Consider the following 20,990-nt stretch of genomic DNA (forward strand, 5'->3'; position numbering starts at 1 on the left):
CTCGTCCGTGAGCTGGCCCACAGGCGAGGGAGGGGCGGACCGAGTGGTGATCACAGTCGACCCGGCGGTGCCGCGCGCAGACGCCGGCATCGCCTCACGAACCGCCGCCGAGCTGCATGTGCGCCGGGTGAGTTTCCGGTTCGGGCCGCCCCGGCTGATCGGCGTGGAACTGGAATGGCTCACCGCCCGGGCCGACGGCACCCGCGCCCGGCCGGAGTTGCAGGCCGTCCTCGAGGCCCTCGGTCCGCACGCCCCCCGGCAGCTGGCTCCCGGTTCCTCGGCGCGGCCGTTGCCGTCGGGCAGCGCCGTGACCCTCGAGCCGGGCGGGCAGGTGGAACTGTCGAGCGTGCCCTGTGTCTCGGCGCGGCAGGTCTGCGACCGTCTGACCGCCGACGCCCGCATGTTGCGTGCATTGCTGGCCCGCCGGTCGGTGGACCTGATCGACGGGGCGGCCGACGGCCTGCGCCCACCGCAACGGCTGCTGCGCACTCCCCGCTACAGCGCGATGGAGCTGCGGTTCGACCAGATCGGGCCGCTGGGCCGGCTGATGATGAACAGCACCGCCGCCACCCAGGTGAGCGTCGACGCCGGCGCCGACGACGACGAGCTGGCCCGCCGGTGGCGGGTACTGCACGCCGTCGGACCGGCGCTGGTGGCCGCGTTCGCGTGCTCGCCTTCCCTGCGGGGCGCCCCGGACGGGAACTGGGCATCGCAGCGGATGCGCACCTGGCTGGCGCTGGACGCCGACCGCACCACCCCCGTGCCCGATCCGGCGCGCTACCCGGTGTGGGCGCTCGACGCGCCGATGCTGTGTGTGCGCGCGACCGGCGGGGACTGGCATGCGCCGCCCGGTGCGTCGTTCGCGGACTGGCTCAGCGGCGATCTGGACGACGAGATCGGGCGCCGGCCCACCGTCGCCGACCTGGACTACCACCTGACCACCCTGTTCCCGCCGGTGCGTCCCGCCGGGCATCTCGAGGTCCGGTACATCGACGCGCAGCCGGGGGCCCTGTGGCAGGTCCCGGTCGCCGCGGTCGAGGCACTGCTCACCTCGCCGGCGGTCATGGACGAGGCCCTGGCCGTCGCCGCCCCCGTCGTGGACCGCTGGCAGGAGGCGGCGGAGTTCGGACTCGCGGATCTCGAGATCCGGGCCGCGGCGGTCGGACTGCTCGCGCTCGCCGCGGAGGCGTCGCCGGACATGCGGTTCACCGCGGCGCTGGACGCGGCGGCGGAGCGGTGCTGCCGCGGTCGCACCCCGGAGGTCCAGGATCGGTGAGCGATCTGCACGCCCGGCTCGACCGGGACCTCGCGCGGGCGCGGGCGCGAGTGCTCGCGCTGACCGACGTCGACGACGCGGAACTCACGGCCCAGCATTCACCGCTGATGAGTCCTCTCGTATGGGACCTCGCGCACATCGCCAACCAGGAGGAACGCTGGCTGCTCCGGGCGGCCGGCGGTCACGCCGGTGTGCGCCCGGACGTCGACGACCTCTACGACGCCTTCCGCCATCCGCGGGCGGACCGCCCGGCGCTGCCGCTGCTCGGGCCGCAGGCGGCTCGCGACTACGCGGCGGAGGTCCGCGCGCACACGGCGGACGTGCTGGCGCAGTGCAGCTTCGACACCGACCTCACCCGCGCGGGTTTCGTGTTCGCGATGAGTGTCCAGCACGAGGTGCAGCACGCGGAGACGATGCTCGCGACACACCAGCTGCGGGCCGGGCCCCCCGTGCTCGACGCCGCGCCGGCGCCGCGGCGCGCCGAACCACCGGCCGCGGCGGAGGTGCTGATCCCGGGCGGTGAGTTCGAGATGGGGACGTCGACGGATCCGTGGGCGTTGGACAACGAGCGGTCCGCCCACCGGGTGTACGTGCCGGCGTTCGCGATCGACACGGTGCCGGTCACCAACGGGCGCTACCTCGAGTTCCTCGCCGACGGCGGCTACGCCCGCCGGGAACTGTGGAGCCCGGAGGGGTGGCTGCACCGCGAGCAGGCGGGACTCGAGGCTCCCCAGTTCTGGACCCGCGACGACTCGGGCACGTGGTGGCGTCGCCGGTTCGGGGCGACGGTGCCGCTCGACCCGGACGAGCCCGTCGTGCACGTGTGCTTCCACGAGGCAGAGGCATTCGCCCGCTGGGCCGGACGCCGGTTGCCCAGCGAGGCCGAATGGGAGAAGGCCGCGCGCTGGGACCCGCTGACCGGGGAGAGCCGGCGCTACCCGTGGGGCGACGAGGAACCCACCGAGGCCCACGCCAACCTCGGTCAGCGCCATCTCGAGCCGGCCGTCGCCGGCGCGTACCCGGCGGGGGCGTCGCGCCTCGGGGTCCACCAGCTGATCGGCGACGTGTGGGAATGGACGGCGTCCGGGTTCGAGCCGTACCCCGGATTCGCCCCCTTCCCGTACCGGGAGTACTCGGAGGTGTTCTTCGGCGGCGACTTCCGGGTGCTGCGCGGCGGCTCCTTCGGCACCGACCCGGCGGCCTGCCGCGGCACCTTCCGCAACTGGGACCTGCCGATCCGACGGCAGATCTTCGCCGGCTTCCGCTGCGCGCGGGACGTGCCGGATGTGTAGACACCTGGGATATCTCGGGCCGGTCCGCTCGGTGAGTTCCCTGGTGACCGAGGGACCCCGGTCGCTGGTGCGCCAGTCGTGGGCGCCGAAGGACATGCGTGGTGGCGGCACGATCAACGCCGACGGGTTCGGGGTCGCATGGTGGGGTGCGGACGGCTTCGGCCGCTATCGGAACCCCGCTCCGATCTGGTCCGATCCCTTTGTCACCGAAGGGCTTTCGCATATCGGCGCCGGGGCCGTCATGGCGTCGCTGCGTTCGGCGACGGAAGGCATGCCGGTGGAGCGCTCGGCCTGCGCTCCGTTCACCCGCGACGGCTGGGCGTTCAGCCTCAACGGCGTGGTCCGCGGCTGGCCCGGGTCGCTCGTCTCGCTGGCCGAGCGGCTGCCGGTGGCCGAACTGCTGCGACTCGAGTCGCCCACCGACGCTGCCGCGCTGTGGGTGCTGTTGTATTCGCGGCTGCGTTCCTCGCGGCCCGAGCAGGCGTTGATGCGGCTCGTGCACGAGGTGCTCGACGTCGCCCCGGGTTCGCGGTTGAACTTGTTGCTGGGCAACGGTTCCGGACTGTGGGCGACGGCCTGGTACCACTCGCTGTGGACCCTCGTCGACGAAGACGTCGCCGTGGTGTCCTCGGAACCGTACGACGACGATCCGCGCTGGCGCCAGGTGCCGGACCGGCACCTGGTCAGCGCCCGACCGGGGCACCTCATCGTGTCCCCCATGGAGGTGGCCGTCTCATGACGGTGGATGTGTACCTGACGCCGGAGCAGCTCGACGAGTCGCTGCGGGCCGACGCGCGCCGCGGGCTGACGTCGTCGCCGAAGTGGCTCTCGCCGACGTGGCTCTACGACGAGCGCGGCGGCGAGCTCTTCGAACAGATCACCCGGCTGCCGGAGTACTATCCCACTCGCACCGAACGGGCTCTGCTGCAACAGCATTCGGCGGAGCTCGCCGACGAGGCGCGGCCGGAGATGCTCGTCGAGCTCGGATCGGGTTCCTCGGAGAAGACGGAGATCCTGCTCGATGCGCTGCGACCGTACATCCATACGTACGTACCGCAGGACGTGTCCGAGGTCGCCCTGCAGTCCGCGGTGACCCGGCTCTGCGCCGAATACCCGGACCTGACCGTGCGGGGCGTCGTCGGCGACTTCACCGGGTCGCTCACGCACCTGCCCGGCGGCGGACGCCGCCTGATCGCGTTCCTCGGCGGCACCATCGGCAACCTGGCGCCCGCGGAGCGCACCGCGTTCCTCACCGACCTCGCCGCGGTGCTCGAGCCGGGGGAGTGGTTACTGCTCGGAATCGGTCTCGTCACCGATCCCGACGTGCTCGTGCCGGCCTACGACGACGCCGCCGGGGTCACCGCGGAGTTCGACCGCAACGTGCTGAACGTGCTCAATGCCCGGCTCGGCGCGGACTTCGAACCCGGGAAGTTCCGGCACGTCGCCGTGTGGGACCCGATCAACGAGTGGATCGAGATGCGGCTCGAGGCCACCGAGCCCATGACCGTCCGGATTCCCGGCCTGGACCTCGAGATCTCGTTCGCGGCGGGCGAGCAGCTGCGCACCGAGATCTCCGCCAAGTTCCGGCTCGACGGCATGGGCCGCGAACTGACCGAGGCCGGGTTCGTCGTACGGCGCGAGTGGATCGATCCCGACGGCAGGTTCGCGCTGATCGGCGCGAGCCGCAGCTGACCCACACGGTCCCGGCCGCCGACGCGACGGCGGTTGGACAGCACGGTCCCGGCCGCGCGAGGCTGGCAGGCGTGACGTCCACCCGGCCCGTACTGACCACCCCCGTCCTGCTGTTGATGGCGACGGCCACCGGCCTGTGCGTGGGCGGCAACTACTTCAACCAGCCCCTGCTCGAGTCGATCGCCGTCGCCCTGGGCACTTCCCACTCCGCCGCCGCGGCCACCGTCACCGTCGCTCAGGTCTCCTACGGCCTCGGGCTGCTGTTCCTGGTGCCGCTCGGCGACATGTTCGACAAGCGCCGCCTCACGGTGGGGCTCATGCTCGCCGCCGCGGCCGGCCAGGCGCTGAGCGGTTTCGCCCCGACCATCGCGGTGCTGGCCGTCGGCACGGCGATCGCGGGGCTGTTCTCGGTGGCCGCGCAGGTGCTGGTGCCGTTCGCCGCCACCCTGGCCGAACCGGAGCGCAGCGGGCAGGCTGTCGGGACGGTGATGAGCGGCCTGGTGCTCGGCATCCTGCTCGCCCGCAGCGTCGCCGGGTTGCTCGCCGGTATCGGCGGATGGGCCACCGTCTACCGGGTGAGCGCCGCCGCGATGGTCGTGGTCGCGCTGGCCCTGTGGCGAGCGCTGCCGACGTCGCGGCCCGCCGAGCGCATCGGTTACGGGACCACGCTGCGCTCGCTCGGCACCCTCGTGCGCACCCAGCCGCGGCTGCGGACCCGGTCGCTGCTCGGCGCCCTGTCGTTCGCGTCCGTGAGCGCCCTGTTCTCCACGATGGCGTTCCTGCTGGCAGGCGAACCCTACGGATTCGACGAGGTGCAGATCGGCCTGGTGGGCCTCGCGGGGGTCGCCGGCGCGGTGATGGCGAACCTCACCGGCCGCCTCGCCGACCGTGGACTCGCGCAGCTCGCCTCCGGTGCGGGGGCGGCGGTGCTCGTCCTGTCCTGGGCCGCGCTGGCGGCCGGCGCCCACTCGCTGGCGTGGTTCCTGATCGGGATGGTCGCGATCGACCTGGCGTTGCAGGCCGTCCACATCAGCAACCAGAACATCGTCTACGCGCTGGCGCCCGCGGCCCGTTCCCGCATCAACGCGGTGTACATGACGACGTACTTCATCGGCGCCGCGGCCGGTTCGGCGCTCGGCGCGCTCGCGTGGACGAGCGCCGGCTGGACCGGGGTGTGCGTGTTCGGTGTCGCGGCGGCCGTCGCCACCGCCCTGGTGTGGCTGGTGGATCTGCGGGTCGCGCGACGAGCCGTCGCCGTGCCGGCCTGACGCGCTAGCGGAGGGCGGGCTGCGCGACGGACCGTCGCGCGAGGACGGGAAGGATCACCAGCGAGACCGCCGCACCGGTCAGCGCCAGCGCCGGGAACCCCGCCGCCGCGACGACGAGGCCGGAACCCAGACCGCCGCCGGCCCCTGCCAGCGCGACGAACAGGTCCGCGGTGCCCTGCGTGGCTGCGCGGGACTCGAGCGGCACCGCATCGGTGACGAGCGCGGTGCCGCTCACCAGGCCCAGGCTCCACCCGAAACCGAGCAGGCCCAGCGCGAACGCGAGGGCGGGCACCGACTGCGGCGGGGCCAGTGCCGCCGACACCCCGGCGGCCAGCAGGACGAGTCCCGCGGCGGCCGCGACCCGGTAGGGCCCGACCCGGTCCACGAGCATCCCCGCGATCGGGGACGGCAGGAACATCGCCGCGACGTGGATCGCGATGACCACGCCCGTCGCCCCGACGTCGTGTCCGTGGTCGCGCATGTGGATCGGGGTCATCGTCATCACCGCCACCATCACGAGCTGGGTCACGATCATCACCACCACCCCGGCGGTCACCGCGGGCGACCACTGCCGGGCCACGGCCGGCCGCTCGCCGTCCGGCACCGGCTCCGCGCCGGCCGCGCGACTGCGGGCGAGCAGGAGCGGGTCCGGGCGCAACAGGACCCACAGGACGACGGCGGCGAGCCCGTAGGCGACGCCGGAGAGCACGAACGGCCCGGACAGCCGGGGGATGCCCCACGATTCGGCGGCATCACCCATGACGGCGGTCAGGTTCGGGCCGACCACCGCCCCGAGGGTCGTCGCCACCAGAACCGCGCTCACGGCGCGCCCCCGGCGCTCCGGAGCGGCCAGGTCGGCCCCGGCATAGCGCGCCTGCAGGCTCGTCGCGGTGCCCGCTCCGTAGACGAACAGGGCCGCGAACAGCAGCACCGCGGTGTCGAGCGCCGCGGCGGCCACCACCCCCGCGCTGCCGATCGCGCCGGTGGCGTACCCGAACGTCAGGCCGCCGCGGCGCCCGGCGCGCTGCGAGATCCGCCCCACGGCGACGGCCGCGGCCGCCGACCCGATCGTGAACAACGCGCTCGGCACCCCGGCGAGACTCGTGCTGCCCAGCATGTCCTGCGCGAGGAGCGCGCCGACGGTCACGCCCGCCGCCAGGCCTGCGCCGCTGAGGATCTGCGCGGCCACGAGAACGGTCAGGACGCGGCGCTGTTCCGGGATCGGTTCGGTCACAGCCGGGACGGTACGCCGGTAACGTCGGCGGTGACACCTCGGTGAGGAGACACGGTGACCGATCCGGAGCAGCTCGAGAACGAGAACGCGCGCGTCTCGCGGATCTTCGACGAGATGTCGAAGAACTACGACCGCGGCATGAGCCTGGTCGAGCGGCTGATACTCGGCCCGGCCCGGCACTGGGCGGCCGCGCAGGCCCGCGGCCGCGTCGTCGAACTCGCCGTCGGCACCGGCCTCAACCTGCCGCTCTACGGACCCGAGGTCGACCACGTCGTCGGTGTCGACATCTCGCCGAGGATGCTCGAACTCGCCCGGACGAAGGCCGCCGCCGACCCGCGCGTCGAGCTGCGCGAGGGCGACGTACAGGCCCTCGACCTGCCCGACGCGAGCGCCGACACCGTGCTCTCGACCTTCACCTTCTGCACCGTGCCCGACCCGGCCCGCGCCGCGGCCCAGGCGTACCGCGTGCTCGTCCCCGGCGGCCGGATCGTGCTCGCCGAGCACGGCCCGTCGACGAACCGGGTGCTGCGCGCCCTGCAGCGCGGCATCGAGCCGCTCAGCATCCGCTTCGGCGCCGACCACCTGCTCCGCGACCCCGCGCCCTATCTCACCGAGGCCGGGTTCGTCGTCGACGACGTGCACCGCACCGGTCGGATGGGCATCGTGTTCCGGGTGCTCGCCCACAAGCCGGCGTGACCGTCCCCGGGCCCGGGCGAAGGTGCCGTTGCGTCGGTCCGAGGGTTGAGCGATACCTCCGCGCGGGTCGGCGGGGCGAGGCCGACCGGTCTAGAGATCACTGCTGACGGGCAGCAACCGCAGCTCGCGCGCGCGGGTGATCGCCTCGACCCGCGTATGTGCTCCGAGCTTGCGGTAGATGCTGCGCAGCTGTGTCTTGACCGTGTTGGGGGAGACGAACAGGAGGCGGGCGATCTCGCTCTGCGGGCATCCGTCGGCCAGTAGTGCGAGCACCTGCTGCTCCCGCGGGGACAACTCGACCCGTGCGACCTCGTCCGGGAACACCGCCCCGACGGGACCGCCCGGCACCGCAATTCCGCTGCACGCTTCGAGTTCACGCCGGTGCCGGTCCGGCACGGTGGTGAACGCGCGCCGATTGCCCAGCGTCCGCGCCAGGGTGCAGGCGCGCTCCCAGCACACGGCTGCGGCCCGCGGATTACCCAGGTCCAGCTGGGCGGCGGCCTCGAGCAGCAGCGCCTCGAGGTGGGCCCGCGGGAAGCCACAGTCCGGCCAGGACACTCGCGCGAGCTTCTTGACGGCCCGGCCGGGATTCCCGCCCAGGAGATCCACCCGTGCGTCCGGCACGACGAGGATCGGATGGTGCCGCGGCTCGAGATCCGCCACGGCGCGCGCCAGGTTGCCGTTGCCGAGAGCCAGGTGCAGGTCGATCTCCGTCGCGGTGAGCAGCGTCCGGGAGAACGCGCCGTCGCCGTGCCGGTGGGCGTGGCCGGCCACGGTGTGGTGCAACCACGTCAGGCCCGCGTACGCCTCCACGGTGAGCAGGGCGTGCTGGGCGTGGGCGTAGGCGACGAACCCCCACAGCTCCTCCCGGTCGCTGGGCGCGCCGAGCAGGTCGATCATCGCCTCGGCCGCTCCGACGTCGAGGGCGTCGAGATGGGTCAGCGCCGCGGCGACCCGGCCGCCGACCTTGACGAGTTCGCCGAAGAGCCCGTCGGACGGTTCCGCCGTCGCCTCCCGGGCGAGCCACCGGCGGGCGCGCGGCACGTCGCCGACCAGGGCCCAGTTCAGCGCGGAACTGCCGGCGGCGTTCTGGACGATGTAGGGGGTGTCCGCGGCGACGCCGCCCCGGTAGGCCAACTCGAACTGACGGTTGGATTCGGCCAGGTCCGCGACGAGCTGGAAGGTGATCGCCCATTGGACGCGCAGCAGCGGCAGCTGCGGGGTGAGGTTGTCCGGCTGGTGCACGAGCATGCTCTGCACCAGCGGTTCGAGCCGCCGAGTGCAGGCGGCGCCCTGGACGAAGTCGCCGGCGACACGCAGCGCGAGCGACTGCACCGTCGCCAGGTGCAGGACGTTCGCGGCGTCCGGTCCGGCGCCGAGCGTGTGCAGGTCGTCGGGCTCGCTCGGCAGCGACGCCCGCAGGATGGGATGGTCGGCGAGCATCTGCACGAACAGCGCCCGCCCGGCGAGCACCGCCGGGTGGTCCTGCAGGAAGTCCTCGGGAATCGTCCGCAGCACGAGGATGAGCTCCTCCAGATGCTCGGCGACCATCTGGCCCCAGCTGCGTTCGACGATGCCCGCGGCCATCGCCCACTTGCGGGCCTCGGCCGCATACATCGCGGCCGGCGCCGGCCGGCCCGCGTCGTGATGGCGGCGCGCGAGCAGGGTCATCAGCTCGTCGGCTCGTCCGGGTTCCTCCTGCCGGGCCTGGTCGAGCACCGCGAGCCGCAGGGCCGACGGCCACACCCACGTCCGTGTCTCGGCTGCCTCGTCGACGACGAGCAGGCCCCGCGCTTCGAGACGGTCGAGAAGCCCGGCCGCGTCCGGCCGGCCGGTGAGCTCGGCGGCGAGTTCCGCGTCGAGAGCACGGGCGGCGACCACGCAAAGCGCGAACGAGCGCTCTTCGGCGGTCAGCGAGTCGAGCAGAACCGATGCGGAGCTGGCGATGGCGGCGGCCAGCTCGGGCGACGGCCGGCCCTCCTGGTCGACCGGTGAGCACCGGTGCAGCCGCGCGACGTTCAGCGCACCCGAGATCAACTGCGGCAACCCGCCCAGCGCGCGGCACAGGTCGCCGTATTCGTCGGCTCCGAGCTCCACCCCGGCCCCGCGGAAGAACTCCGCGGTCTCCCGCGGCGTGAACCGCAGATCGTGGGCGGAGACGAACGTGCAGTCCACGCCTGCCGTGGCTACGGCCGATGTCGTGGCGCTGCCCCGCACGCAGACGGCGACGTCGACGGACGGGCAGCGGTCGAGCAGGTGCCGGATCGCCGGCAGCAGGTCGTCGAGCGCGGTGGCGGGGAACCCGTCGAGGACGAGCAGGGTCGGCGCCGGGCGGGACCGGAGGACCTCGGCGAGCCGTCCGGCCGGGTCACCGGGTGCGACGTGTTCGCCCAGCACCGTGCAGGCGTCGGACCAGATGCGTTCCGGTGTCGCGTCGTTCGCCACCGGCACCCACGCGATGTCGCGTTCGGGTGCGCCGCCCCGGTGCAGCCACGTGGCCAGGAGTGTGCTCTTGCCGAATCCGTCCGGGGCGTGGACCACCGTGAGCGCGGACCCGCGGCCGAGCATGTCGAACAGGCGAGGGCGGGGCAGGGCGGTGGCCAGCGTCCGCCACGTCGGCACCCCGGTTCGGACAGCGCCGGGGACACTCACGGCAACTCCTCTCGCTCGCTCGGTCGACGCACGCCGGCATGTGCGGTCTCCACCGTTGTCCCGGTGTCCCCGACAGACCCCTCGGCACGGGCAGACTACCCGGTCTCTTCCGGGCCGAGCGGAGGGATGTACGGTTTGCGCAGTCCGACCAGGCGCTACAGACGACGAGGGGAGGTTGTCGGCTGCGGCACCCGGACGGTGCCGCGACAACCTCCCCTCGGGGGCGAGAGTTCGTTCCTACCTCGTCGCGCTGAGCCGCGCCTTCTCCAGGGCGGCCAGGGTGCGCAGGATGGTGGCCTTCTGCTTCTCGAGGTCGCCGCGGCGGGCGCGGGCGGCGAGGCCGGACTGGTCGGCGACGAGCGCGAGCTGCGCATCGACCGCGGAGAGCTGATCGAGCAGCGCGAGGGCGCGGTTCTGGATCTCGTCGACGTCGACGCCGCCGGTGCGTACGGGCGCCGGTTCGGCGGCGCGCTGCGACGGGCGCACCGAGGAGGTGCGCGGGGTGGCAGGGCGGCGCACGTTCTCGGCGACGACGGCGGCGGCGCGGGGGCGCAGGGCCTTGCGCACGAGGGCGGGATCGGGTTGCTCGGCGAGCCGGATGTCGTTGAGGACGCGACGCGAGTCGCGAGCGGCCTTGCGGTGCTCGTACTCCTCTTCGTCGTCCGACTGCAGTGTGCCGCCGATGGGGCGCAGACCGTACATGCCGACGAACTTGCGGGCCTCGTCGATGATGGATTCGTGGGTGCGGCAAGTGCCACAACGGGGTTCGTTACGGAACGGCTCGACGGACTCGGTGTCGCCGCACCAGACGCAGGCTCCGGGTTTCCACCGTCGGACAGTCTCGAGTTTCGCGTTTTCGGTGGGGGCCTCGAGGATTCGCGCGTCGATCACGAGGAGCCACCTTAGGTGAAGGTCGGCGGGGTCCGCTCGGGTGGGTCCGGCGCGACCTGCGACAGGAGGATGTCGACGTGACGAAGATCATGCCGACGCCGAGTGTACGGGCGGCAAACTCTTGTGCCGCAGCACTTTCCGTACCGATCGGTACGGCACGGAAACCCCCGGATCGTCCGCGATGCGAACGCTTTTCAGGTGGCGGTTGCGGCGGTCAGCCACTCCACGAGCGGGCGGACGTCGCGCCAGGCGGTGCGCACCTCGTCGAGGGTGCGCGGGGTGTCGATCCACTCGGGCGAGGGGTGTGTCCGCGCGGCGGTGAGGGACTTGTGCCGTAGCAGGTCGAGGCGGGGGTGGTCCTCGGCAACACCGCGCGGACGGGTCTTCAGCCGCTCACCACCGATCTCGTACCCGGCCCGGTGCAGCCGCCGCACGAGCGGTTCGAGTCGCGGGCCGCGGCGCGTATCGTCCACGGCAGCACGGAATGCGGCGACCTGGGCGGACGAGCCGCGGTAGAAGCCGCCGGCGACCCGCAGGCCGGCCGCGTCGATCTGCACGTAGAAGCCGACGCCGGGTCCGGTCTGCACGAAACCGCCCTGATGGGTCTTGTACGGCGACTTGTCCGCACTGAAGCGCACGTCGCGGTGCGGGCGAAACGCCTTGCCCGCTCCGAACTCCGGTTCGAGTTCCGCGAGCAGCGCAAGCATCGGGCCGCGCACGCAGTCGTCGTAGACGGCCTTGTGCGCGGCCCAGAACGGCTTGCTGTTGTCCGCCTCGAGATCCTCGTAGAAGTCGAGGGCGGCAGCGGGGAAGCCGGTGAACATGCCGGTGTCCTTTCGGTCCGGTGACGGTCCGAAGGTACACCGCCTTCCGCGGCTACGCGGAACCGTTGAACAGCGACGTCACCGAGCCGTTCTCGAACACCTCCTGGATGGTGCGCGCGAGCAGCGGTGCGATCGACAGAACGGTGAGCGTCGGGAAACGCTTCTCGTCGTCGATCGGCAGCGTGTTGGTGACGATGACCTCCTTGGCACCGCAGGACGCGAGGCGCTCGGAGGCCGGATGCGAGAGCACGCCGTGGGTGGCGGCGATGACGACGTCGCCCGCGCCGGCCTCCTTCAGGATCTTCACGGCGCCGGCGATGGTGCCGCCGGTGTCGATCATGTCGTCGATGAGGATGCAGGTGCGTCCCTCGACCTCACCGACGACCCGGTTGGACTTGACCTGGTTCGGCACGAGCGGGTCGCGGGTCTTGTGGATGAACGCCAGCGGGGCACCGCCGAGGGTGTCGGCCCACTTCTCCGCGACGCGGACGCGACCGGAGTCGGGGGAGACCACGGCGATGTTCTCGACGCCGTACTTGTCGCGGATGTACTCGGCGAGCTGGCCCTGGGCGTGCATGTGGTCGACGGGGCCGTCGAAGAAGCCCTGGATCTGGTCGGTGTGCAGATCGACGGTAATGATGCGGTCCGCGCCGGCGGTCTTGAGCAGGTCGGCGATCAGGCGGGCGGAGATGGGCTCACGGCCGCGGTGCTTCTTGTCCTGGCGGGCGTACGGGTAGAACGGCAGGACTGCGGTGATGCGCTTGGCCGACCCGCGCTTGAGCGCATCGATCATGATGAGCTGTTCCATCACCCACTGGTTGAGCGGGAACGGGTGACTCTGCAGCACGAACGCGTCGGAGCCGCGGACGGACTCCTCGAACCGCACGAAGATCTCGCCGTTGGCGAAGTCCCGCGCGGTCTGCGGGGTGACCTGGACGTCGAGCTCCTTCGCCACCTGCTCCGCCAGCTCGGGGTGGGCCCGGCCGGAGAAGAGCATCAAGTTCTTCTGGTTGTCGATCCAATTGGAGGTCACTGGTCCTGGCCGTCCTTTTGCCGTTCGATCTCTTGCTGCTGCCGTGCTGCAGACGCTGCCTCGGCGGCGGGGGTCCCGGGGCGGTTCCGCTGGACCCAGCCTTCAATATTGCGCTGTGGCGCACCCGACACCGCAAGCGCCCCCGGTGGAACGTTGCGGCGCAGGACCGTGCCGGCGCCGGTGTAGGCGCCGTCGCCGACCGTCACGGGCGCCACGAACATGGTGTCCGATCCGGTCCGGACGTGGGATCCGACGACCGTGCGCGACTTGTGCACGCCGTCGTAGTTGACGAACACGCTCGAAGCGCCGATGTTCGAATGCTCGCCGATGGTGGCGTCGCCGACGTAGGTCAGGTGCGGCACCTTCGAGTGCGGGCCGATCTCGGCGTTCTTCGTCTCCACGAAGGTCCCGATCTTGCCGGATTCGCCGAGGTCGGTGCCCGGACGCAGGTAGGCGAACGGCCCGACGGTCGCCCCGTCGCCGATCACCGAGTCCGAACCGTGGGTGCGCACCACCGACGCTCCGGCACCGACCCGCACGTTCGTCAGCGTGGTGTCCGGACCGATCACCGCGTCCTCGTCGACCACGGTCCGTCCGTGCAGCTGCACCCCGGGGTGCAGGGTCACGTCCCGGGCGAGGACGACGTCCACGTCCACCCACGTGCTGGCCGGGTCGACGATGGTCACCCCCGCGCGCATCCAGTGCTCGAGGGTGCGCCGGTTCAGCTGCGCCGCGAGCGCGGCGAGCTGCACCCGGTCGTTCGCGCCCGCAACCTTCGTCGCGTCGGCGAGCTGGGCGGCGAACACTGCCCGACCGTCCTGGCGAGCGATCGTGACCACGTCCGTCAGGTACAGCTCGCCCTGGGCGTTGTGGGCCCGCAGCCGCGTCAGTGCGCTGCGGAGGAACTCCGCGTCGAAGGCGTAGATGCCGGCATTGACCTCGTCGATGGCGGCCTGCTCGGCGTCGGCGTCGGCCTCCTCGACGATCTCGCGGATCTCACCGTGGCCGTTCCGGACGATGCGGCCGTACCCGGTGGGATCGTCGGCGAGGAACGTCAGGACCGTCACCGCGGACTGCGTCGGCTCGGCGAGGTGCTCGGCTTCGAGTGCCTCGAGGGTGTGGCCGTCGAGCAGCGGGACGTCGGCGTTGGTGACGACGACCACGCCGGAGAAGTCGCCGGGCAGGGCGTCGAGCCCGCACTGCACCGCATGCCCGGTGCCGAGTTGCCGATCCTGGACCGCGATGGTCACCTTGCGGTCGAGCGTCTCGGCGATATCCGCGGTGGCGGCGGAGACGCGCTCACGCTCGTGCCCGACGACCACCACGAGGTGGCTCGGGTCCAGCTCCGCGGCCGCGTGCAGCGAATGGGCGAGCATCGTGCGACCCCCGAGGGTATGCAGCACCTTCGGGGTCTTGGACCGCATTCGCGTACCCGCTCCGGCCGCCAGGACGACAACTGCGGTCTGCACTTGCATGAAGCTCCCTCGACGTTCGACATGCGCAGGTTCGGCACCGGCAGGGGAGCTCACGGGCCCCGACTGCCCTGCTCCGCCGCCAGGACTCGAACCTGAACTATCTGAACCAAAATCAGAGGTGCTGCCGATTACACCACGGCGGACTGCCGCATTCCCGGCGCCGACGCCCCGGTCATGCGTCTGTGATCCTCGCATGCCGCCACGCCCGGAGTCGAACGCGGGGCCGGGCGCGTCGTCGTCACGGATAGGCTGAGCGCAACCCGCCGCGCGTCGTCCCCGGGGTTTTTCCGGTGGCCCGGGGTCCGGCCGGGGGCCGGAAAGGATGTATTACGTGTCGAAGCCGTCGCAGAACCACGCCGACCGCAGCCCGCGGGTCCGGATGACGGGTACCCAACGCCGCGAACAGCTCATCGAGATCGGGCGGGCAATTTTTGCCGAGCGTGGCTACGAGGCGGCGTCGATCGAGGAGATCGCCCAGCGGGCTCAGGTCTCCAAACCGGTGGTCTACGAGCACTTCGGCGGCAAGGAGGGGCTGTACGCCGTCGTCGTGGACCGGGAGATGTCGACCCTGATGTCGATGATCAGCGCGAGCCTGACGCAGAACCGCTCGCGCATCCGGGTCGAGCGGGTGGCGCTCGCCCTGCTCACCTACGTCGAGGAACGCACCGACGGCTTCCGCATCCTCGTGCGCGACTCCCCGGTCACCGCGGAGGAGGGCACGTACTCGTCCCTGTTGAACGAGGCGGTGCGGCAGGTGGCGCACATCCTCGCCGGCGACTTCTCCCGCCGGGGCTTCGACCCGGACCTGGCTCCGCTCTATGCACAGGCACTGGTGGGCATGGTCGCGACGACCGCGACGTGGTGGCTGGACGAGCGCAGTCCGTCGAAGGAGGTCGTGGCCGCGCACCTGGTGAACCTGTGCTGGAACGGACTCACGCACCTCGAAGCGGATCCGCAGCTCGGGACCGCCTGAGCCGGTGGTGCAGTCCCCCGATCTCCCCTCTACCAGGTGGTATCGTTGCGCAGCCGACTCGAGAAGGGATGCGAGGTGATCGCGGTGATCAACCGAGCGGCGATCGAAGCCGATCGCCCGGGTCGTCCCCTGCGTACGAGTCCGTCCGGGAGGCCGTGAATGGCTCGGCAGGTCCGCGCGGAAGTCACCCGCGAATCCGTGGTCCGTGGTGCCGCGGAGATCTTCATGAACCTCGGCTACGCCAACGCCAGCCTCAACGAGATCATCCAGGAGTCCGGCGTCACCAAGGGTGCGCTGTACTTCCACTTCGCTTCCAAGGAAGAGCTCGCCCGCGGTGTCGTCGACGCGGGCTTCGCTCGTCTCGCCGAGGCCGCGGTGGCGACCATCAACGACCGTACCCCGGCCCTCGAGACACTGATCGAGCTGTCCGTCCTGACCGTCGACCTGTCCCGGAACGATCCGGTGGTCCGGGCGATGTTCCGCTTGGCCGTGGAGATCGGGGACTACCGGGGCACCGGCGACCGCTTGTTCGACACCTGGCTGGCGACGATGCGCGACCTCGCGAAGCGCGCCCTGGCCGAAGGTGACCTGAACGAGGACGTGGACCCCGACATGGTCGGTCTGTTCCTCCTGCAGGTGCTCACCGGCGTACGCATGGTCGCGGCGGCGCTCGACTGTCGTGACGCCCTCGTCGAATACCTCGAGAACGCGTGGGGACTGATGCTGCCGGCCCTGGTGCCGCCCGCCAAGGCCGAGTACTTCAAGCAGTTCGCCTCGCGCCGGCTCCGGGTCTGATCCCGGCGGCAATCGTTGCGCCGGCCGCCACCGCCTGACACGATCGCCGCCGTGACCCTGGGACCCTTCGACGCGGCTGCGGCCGGCGCGGCACTCGCCCGCGCCCTCGACGAGTCCGGAGCCGACGCCGCGGTGACCATCGTCCCGGTGCCCGCCCTGCTGACCACCGCCCAGGCGGCGGACGTGCTCGGCGTCGGCCGGGCGTACGTGGCCCGTCTCGTCGACGACGGCACCCTGCCCTCCCGGTTCCACGGTCTGCACCGCCGCATCCGCCGCGCCGACGTCCTGGCCTGCGCCGAGCGCAGGGCCGAGGCCCGGAGTCGGGCTCTGGACGCCGTCGCCGACCTGAGCCGGCGCGACGGACTGTACGACGACGACTTCTGAGGGGGACCGATCGTGCCGATCCGGGCGGTACTCGACGCACCGGCACTGACGCCGCCGCGCGTGCGCGACGTGCTCCTCGCCCTGGCCGAGGACGCGCTGTACCGGCCCTACTGGAGCGACGGCATCGTCGCCGAGGTGGAGCGCAGGCTGCCGGCGCACATGTCGCGCCCGGCGCGGGACTTCCTGTTCGCCGAACTCGACACAGCCTTCCCCGAGGCACGGGTGACCTGGCCCGCCACGGTGCTGCGCGAGGTGCCGTACGTCAGCGATCCCCGCGACGCACACCTGACGGCGGTGGCGCTGTTCGCGCAGGCCGACGTCGTCGTCACCACCGACGCCGCTCTCGCGCGCTCGCTCGAGCGGTCCGGGGTCGAGCCGCAGACACCCGACGCCTTCGTCGCGTACGTCCTCGACGCCGATCCCCGGCGGTCCGTGCGCGTGCTGCACCGGATGGCGCGACGGCGGTGGCTCGGGCCCGGCGAGGAGCTCGCCGACGCCGCCCTGCGGGCGCGGCTGGCCGCGTGGGCGCGTGCAGCGCTCGGCGACAACAGCGCCGACCTGCTGGCGACCGACCCAATCTGACCGTGCCGCTCGCGGCTGTGCTGGCGGTGCCGTTCGCGGCTGTGCTGCCGGTGCCGCTCGCGGCAGTGCTGCCGGTGCCGCTCGAACCGGACACCGCATAGACTCGGACGGTCCTCTTCTCGAACCCCAGGAGCGCCCTTCCCGTGTCCGACGTGTCCGTCACCCCCCTGTCCGGATTGGCGCGGATCGCGCTGGCCGACGCTCAGCTCGAGCGTGTGGCCGCCCTCGCCGGGACCGCCGAACAGGCCCTGGTGGCCCCGCCCGCGGCCCGGCCGTTCGTCGCCGCCGCGCTCGCCGCGAAGACGCCGCTGCTCGTGGTGACCGCGACCGGCCGTGAAGCGGACGATCTCACGGCGGAGCTGCGCGAGATGCTCGGCGACGTCGTTGCGCAGTTCCCCTCGTGGGAGACGCTGCCGCACGAGCGGCTCTCGCCCAGCGCCGACACCGTCGGACGCCGGTTGCAGGTACTGCGCCGGCTCGCGCACCCCGAGGACCGCGACTACGGCCCCGAGCTGCGGGTGATCGTCGCGACCGTGCGCTCGCTGGTGCAGCCGATGGCCCCCGGCCTGGGCGACATCGAGCCCGTCACCCTGCGTGTCGGCGCGGAGCACGACTTCGACGAGCTGATCGAGCGGCTCGTCGAGCTGGCCTACACCCGTGCCGACATGGTCGGCAAGCGCGGCGAGTTCGCCGTGCGCGGCGGCATCCTCGACGTCTTCCCGCCGACAGCGGACCACCCGGTGCGGGTCGAGTTCTGGGGTGACGAGGTCACCGAGCTGCGCCCGTTCTCCGTCGCCGACCAGCGGTCCATCCCCGAACTCGAGGTGAGCACCCTCATCGCCCCGCCCTGCCGGGAACTGCTGCTGACCGAGCAGGTCAAAGAACGCGCGGCGCGACTCGCCCAGGACAACCCGGCCGACGCGGCGCTCGTGGAGATGCTCGACAAGATGGCCTCCGGCATCCCGGTCGAGGGCATGGAGGCGCTGCTGCCGGTGCTGCAGACCGGCGAGCTGCAGTTGCTGACCGACGTCGTGCCGGACGGTACGCACGTGCTGCTGTGCGATCCGGAGAAGGTCCGGACCCGCGCGGCGGACCTGATGCGCACCGGCCAGGAGTTCCTCGAGGCGTCGTGGACCGCGGCCTCGCTCGGCGGGGCCGCGCCACTGGACACCGCGAACATGAAGGGTGTGGATCTGGCCGCCTCCGCGTACCGGCCGCTGACCGGGGTGCGGGAGACGGCGGAAGCCGCGGGCCGGCCGTGGTGGACGCTGAGCCCGCTGGCGTCGGGCGCCGACACCGAGGTCGTGCTCGACGTGCAGTCGGCGCCGGAGGTGCGCGGTTCCGAGGAACTGCTGACGATGCTCTTCGCGAACCTGCGTGCACACGTCACCACCGGCGGGCGGGCGGCGATCGTCGTCGCAGGTGCCGGCACCGGGCAGCGGGTGCTCGAGCGGCTGCAGGAGAACGACGTACCCGCAGCGCGGCTCGATCCGGGGGCCGAACCGGTCCGCGGCACGGTCGGGGTGCTGTGCGGCGCGCTGCACGACGGCCTGGTTCTGCCGGGCGACGGCGCAGACGTGCCCGGACTGGTGCTCGTCACCGAGTCCGACCTCACGGGCAACCGGGTGACCGCCGCCGAGGGTCGCCGCACGCCGGTCAAGCGCCGCAACCAGGTGGATCCGCTGGCGCTCACCGCCGGAGACATGGTGGTCCACGACCAGCACGGCATCGGCCGGTTCGTGGAGATGGTGGAGCGGACCGTGGGCGGCGCCCGCCGCGAGTACCTGGTCATCGAGTACGCGCCCGGCAAACGCGGGCAGCCGGGTGACCGGCTGTTCGTGCCGATGGAGTCCCTCGACCAGCTCTCCCGCTACGTCGGCGGCGAGATGCCCGCCTTGAGCAAGCTCGGCGGCTCCGACTGGGCCAACACGAAACGCAAGGCGCGCAAGGCTGTCCGCGAGATCGCGGGAGAGCTGGTGCAGTTGTACGCGGCCCGTCAGGCCGCCCCGGGGCATGCATTCGCGCCGGACACCCCGTGGCAGAAGGAGATGGAGGACGCGTTCGCGTTCACCGAGACCCAGGATCAGCTCACCGTCATCTCCGAGGTCAAGGCCGACATGGAGAAGGCGGTCCCGATGGATCGCGTCGTCATCGGCGACGTCGGTTACGGCAAGACCGAGATCGCGGTGCGTGCCGCATTCAAGGCCGTGCAGGACGGCAAGCAGGTCGCGGTGCTGGTGCCCACCACGCTGCTGGCGCAGCAGCATCTGCAGACCTTCACGGAGCGGATGGCGTCGTTCCCGGTCACCGTCAAGGGCTTGAGCCGCTTCACCGATTCCGCCGAGGCGAAGGAGACGATCGCCGCCCTCGCCGACGGTGAGGTCGACATCGTCGTCGGCACCCACCGGCTGCTGCAGACCGGCGTGCGCTGGAAGGACCTCGGTCTCGTGATCGTCGACGAGGAGCAGCGATTCGGCGTCGAGCACAAGGAGCACATCAAGGCCCTGCGCACGCACGTCGACGTGCTGACCATGTCCGCGACGCCGATTCCGCGCACCCTGGAGATGAGCATGGCCGGCATCCGGGAGATGTCGACGATTCTCACCCCGCCCGAGGAGCGGCACCCGGTGCTCACCTACGTGGGCGCCTACGCGGACAAGCAGGTCGCCGCCGCCATCCGCCGCGAGCTGCTGCGCGACGGACAGGTGTTCTACGTGCACAACCGGGTGAGCTCGATCGACAAGGCCGCCAAGCGAATTCGTGACCTCGTCCCCGAGGCGCGGGTCGCGGTGGCGCACGGGCAGATGAACGAGGACACCCTCGAGAAGACCGTGCAGGGCTTCTGGGAGCGTCAGTTCGACGTCCTGGTGTGTACCACCATCGTCGAGACGGGACTCGACATCTCCAACGCCAACACCCTCATCGTCGAGCGCGCCGACTCGCTCGGGTTGTCGCAGTTGCACCAGCTGCGCGGACGCGTCGGTCGTTCCCGCGAGCGGGGTTACGCGTACTTCCTGTACCCGCCGGAGAAGCCGCTGACCGAGACGGCATACGACCGGCTCGCCACGATCTCCCAGAACTCCGATCTCGGCGCGGGCATGGCCGTGGCCATGAAGGACCTCGAGATCCGCGGCGCGGGAAACGTTCTGGGCGCGGAGCAGTCCGGTCACGTCGCCGGCGTCGGATTCGATCTGTACGTGCGGCTCGTCGGCGAGGCGGTGGAGGCGTTCCGGGCCGCCGCGGACGGCCGTCCCGTCGCCACGGACGAGGCCGCCAAGGAGGTGCGGGTGGATCTTCCGGTCGACGCCCACATCCCGCCGGACTACGTGACATCCGACCGGCTGCGGCTCGAGGCCTACCGCAAGCTCGCCGCGGCGCACGACGACGACGCGATCGCCGCGGTGGTCGAGGAACTCGTCGACCGCTACGGTCCGCTGCCCGAGGAAGTCGGCCGGCTCGTGTCCGTGGCCAAGCTGCGCCTGCTGTGCCGCGAGTACGACCTCGAGGAGGTCGCGGTCTCCGGCACCCAGTTGAAGATCTCGCCGATGCACCTGCCGGATTCGAAGCAGATGCGGCTCAAGCGTCTCTATCCGGCGGCGCAGTACCGCGCCACGAGCGGCATCGTGCAGCTGCCGTTGCCGCGAACCGGTGGCGTGGGTTCCGAGCGGGTGCGCGACGTGGAGCTGCTGCAGTACATCGCGGACTTCCTGCTCGCCCTGGACGGCAAGGCGCAGGGATCGGTGGACGTGCGTGTGCCGACCGCCGCGAGCGTGTGACCGGGGCGAGCGCAGCGACGGGGAAGGTGACCGGGGCGAGCGCCGCGACGGGGACGGTGACCGGGGCGAGCGCAGCGACGGGGCAGGTGACCGGGGCGAGCGCAGCGACGGGGCAGGTGACCGGGGCGAGCGCAGCGACGGGGCAGG

At 71.9% G+C, this 20,990-nt stretch carries 17 protein-coding genes and 1 tRNA gene; 11 read left to right on the forward strand and 7 right to left on the reverse strand.

Going from position 1 to position 20,990, the window contains the following annotated elements; genetic code table 11:
• Positions 1-43: 43 nt before the first annotated feature.
• The 5 genes from egtA (at position 44) to QYS60_RS21440 (ending at position 5,528) form a co-directional block, all read left to right on the forward strand.
• A complete protein-coding gene (egtA, locus tag QYS60_RS21420) occupies positions 44-1,276 on the forward strand; it encodes an ergothioneine biosynthesis glutamate--cysteine ligase EgtA (protein WP_371384219.1) in 1,233 nt (410 codons plus the stop codon).
• Positions 1,273-2,568 carry an ergothioneine biosynthesis protein EgtB gene (egtB, locus tag QYS60_RS21425; protein WP_371384220.1) on the forward strand — a complete coding sequence of 432 codons (1,296 nt, stop codon included), beginning with the start codon at positions 1,273-1,275 and terminating at the stop codon, positions 2,566-2,568. Before egtA ends, egtB begins: the two co-directional genes overlap by 4 nt.
• A complete protein-coding gene (gene egtC, locus QYS60_RS21430; protein WP_040783192.1) occupies positions 2,561-3,307 on the forward strand; it encodes an ergothioneine biosynthesis protein EgtC in 747 nt (248 codons plus the stop codon). Before egtB ends, egtC begins: the two co-directional genes overlap by 8 nt.
• Positions 3,304-4,260, forward strand: coding sequence for an L-histidine N(alpha)-methyltransferase (egtD, locus tag QYS60_RS21435; RefSeq protein ID WP_289377323.1), 957 nt, complete (start codon positions 3,304-3,306; stop codon positions 4,258-4,260). Before egtC ends, egtD begins: the two co-directional genes overlap by 4 nt.
• 71 nt (positions 4,261-4,331) lie before the next feature.
• On the forward strand, positions 4,332-5,528 hold the full coding sequence (locus QYS60_RS21440; protein ID WP_081005119.1) for an MFS transporter: 1,197 nt from the start codon (positions 4,332-4,334) through the stop codon (positions 5,526-5,528).
• Positions 5,529-5,532: 4 nt separating this feature from the next.
• Here QYS60_RS21440 and QYS60_RS21445 read toward each other — a convergent pair whose 3' ends face one another.
• Positions 5,533-6,762: an MFS transporter gene (locus QYS60_RS21445; RefSeq protein WP_371384221.1), complete on the reverse strand. Its 1,230-nt coding sequence runs from the start codon at positions 6,760-6,762 to the stop codon at positions 5,533-5,535.
• Positions 6,763-6,816: 54 nt separating this feature from the next.
• Here QYS60_RS21445 and QYS60_RS21450 point away from each other — a divergent pair, with 54 nt between their 5' ends.
• A complete protein-coding gene (locus QYS60_RS21450; protein WP_003937859.1) occupies positions 6,817-7,458 on the forward strand; it encodes a class I SAM-dependent methyltransferase in 642 nt (213 codons plus the stop codon).
• 90 nt (positions 7,459-7,548) lie between these two features.
• Here QYS60_RS21450 and QYS60_RS21455 read toward each other — a convergent pair whose 3' ends face one another.
• The 6 genes from QYS60_RS21455 to QYS60_RS21480 all read right to left on the reverse strand — a co-directional run bounded on the left by QYS60_RS21455 (position 7,549) and on the right by QYS60_RS21480 (position 14,476).
• Positions 7,549-10,110 carry a LuxR C-terminal-related transcriptional regulator gene (locus QYS60_RS21455; protein ID WP_371384222.1) on the reverse strand — a complete coding sequence of 854 codons (2,562 nt, stop codon included), beginning with the start codon at positions 10,108-10,110 and terminating at the stop codon, positions 7,549-7,551.
• Positions 10,111-10,347: 237 nt separating this feature from the next.
• Positions 10,348-11,001 carry a hypothetical protein gene (locus QYS60_RS21460; protein WP_371384223.1) on the reverse strand — a complete coding sequence of 218 codons (654 nt, stop codon included), beginning with the start codon at positions 10,999-11,001 and terminating at the stop codon, positions 10,348-10,350.
• Between the two features lie 194 nt (positions 11,002-11,195).
• Positions 11,196-11,825 carry a DUF2461 domain-containing protein gene (locus QYS60_RS21465; protein WP_371384224.1) on the reverse strand — a complete coding sequence of 210 codons (630 nt, stop codon included), beginning with the start codon at positions 11,823-11,825 and terminating at the stop codon, positions 11,196-11,198.
• Between the two features lie 52 nt (positions 11,826-11,877).
• The gene (locus QYS60_RS21470; RefSeq protein ID WP_003937863.1) at positions 11,878-12,858 is read right to left on the reverse strand and encodes a ribose-phosphate diphosphokinase; all 981 of its coding nucleotides are present in this window, start codon (positions 12,856-12,858) and stop codon (positions 11,878-11,880) included.
• Entirely contained in the window at positions 12,855-14,333 is a 1,479-nt protein-coding gene (glmU, locus tag QYS60_RS21475; RefSeq protein ID WP_289377318.1) for a bifunctional UDP-N-acetylglucosamine diphosphorylase/glucosamine-1-phosphate N-acetyltransferase GlmU, read from the reverse strand. The genes QYS60_RS21470 and glmU overlap by 4 nt, the downstream gene beginning before the upstream one ends.
• Positions 14,334-14,404: 71 nt before the next feature.
• Positions 14,405-14,476: transfer RNA gene (locus tag QYS60_RS21480), tRNA-Gln, on the reverse strand.
• A 179-nt stretch (positions 14,477-14,655) separates the two neighbouring features.
• Between QYS60_RS21480 and QYS60_RS21485 the strand changes: the two genes are divergently transcribed.
• From QYS60_RS21485 to mfd, 5 genes are all read left to right on the forward strand, one after another.
• Entirely contained in the window at positions 14,656-15,306 is a 651-nt protein-coding gene (locus QYS60_RS21485) for a TetR/AcrR family transcriptional regulator (protein WP_289377317.1), read from the forward strand.
• Positions 15,307-15,465: 159 nt separating this feature from the next.
• The gene (locus tag QYS60_RS21490) at positions 15,466-16,101 is read left to right on the forward strand and encodes a ScbR family autoregulator-binding transcription factor (RefSeq protein WP_003937866.1); all 636 of its coding nucleotides are present in this window, start codon (positions 15,466-15,468) and stop codon (positions 16,099-16,101) included.
• Between the two features lie 51 nt (positions 16,102-16,152).
• Positions 16,153-16,485, forward strand: coding sequence for a helix-turn-helix domain-containing protein (locus QYS60_RS21495; RefSeq protein WP_289377316.1), 333 nt, complete (start codon positions 16,153-16,155; stop codon positions 16,483-16,485).
• 12 nt (positions 16,486-16,497) lie between these two features.
• A complete protein-coding gene (locus QYS60_RS21500; RefSeq protein ID WP_371384225.1) occupies positions 16,498-17,067 on the forward strand; it encodes a PIN domain-containing protein in 570 nt (189 codons plus the stop codon).
• Between the two features lie 143 nt (positions 17,068-17,210).
• Entirely contained in the window at positions 17,211-20,843 is a 3,633-nt protein-coding gene (gene mfd / locus QYS60_RS21505) for a transcription-repair coupling factor (RefSeq protein WP_371384226.1), read from the forward strand.
• Positions 20,844-20,990: the final 147 nt, after the last annotated feature.

The sequence above is a fragment of the Rhodococcus sp. GXMU-t2271 genome, from assembly GCF_041414735.1.
Classification (GTDB): domain Bacteria; phylum Actinomycetota; class Actinomycetes; order Mycobacteriales; family Mycobacteriaceae; genus Rhodococcus; species Rhodococcus indonesiensis.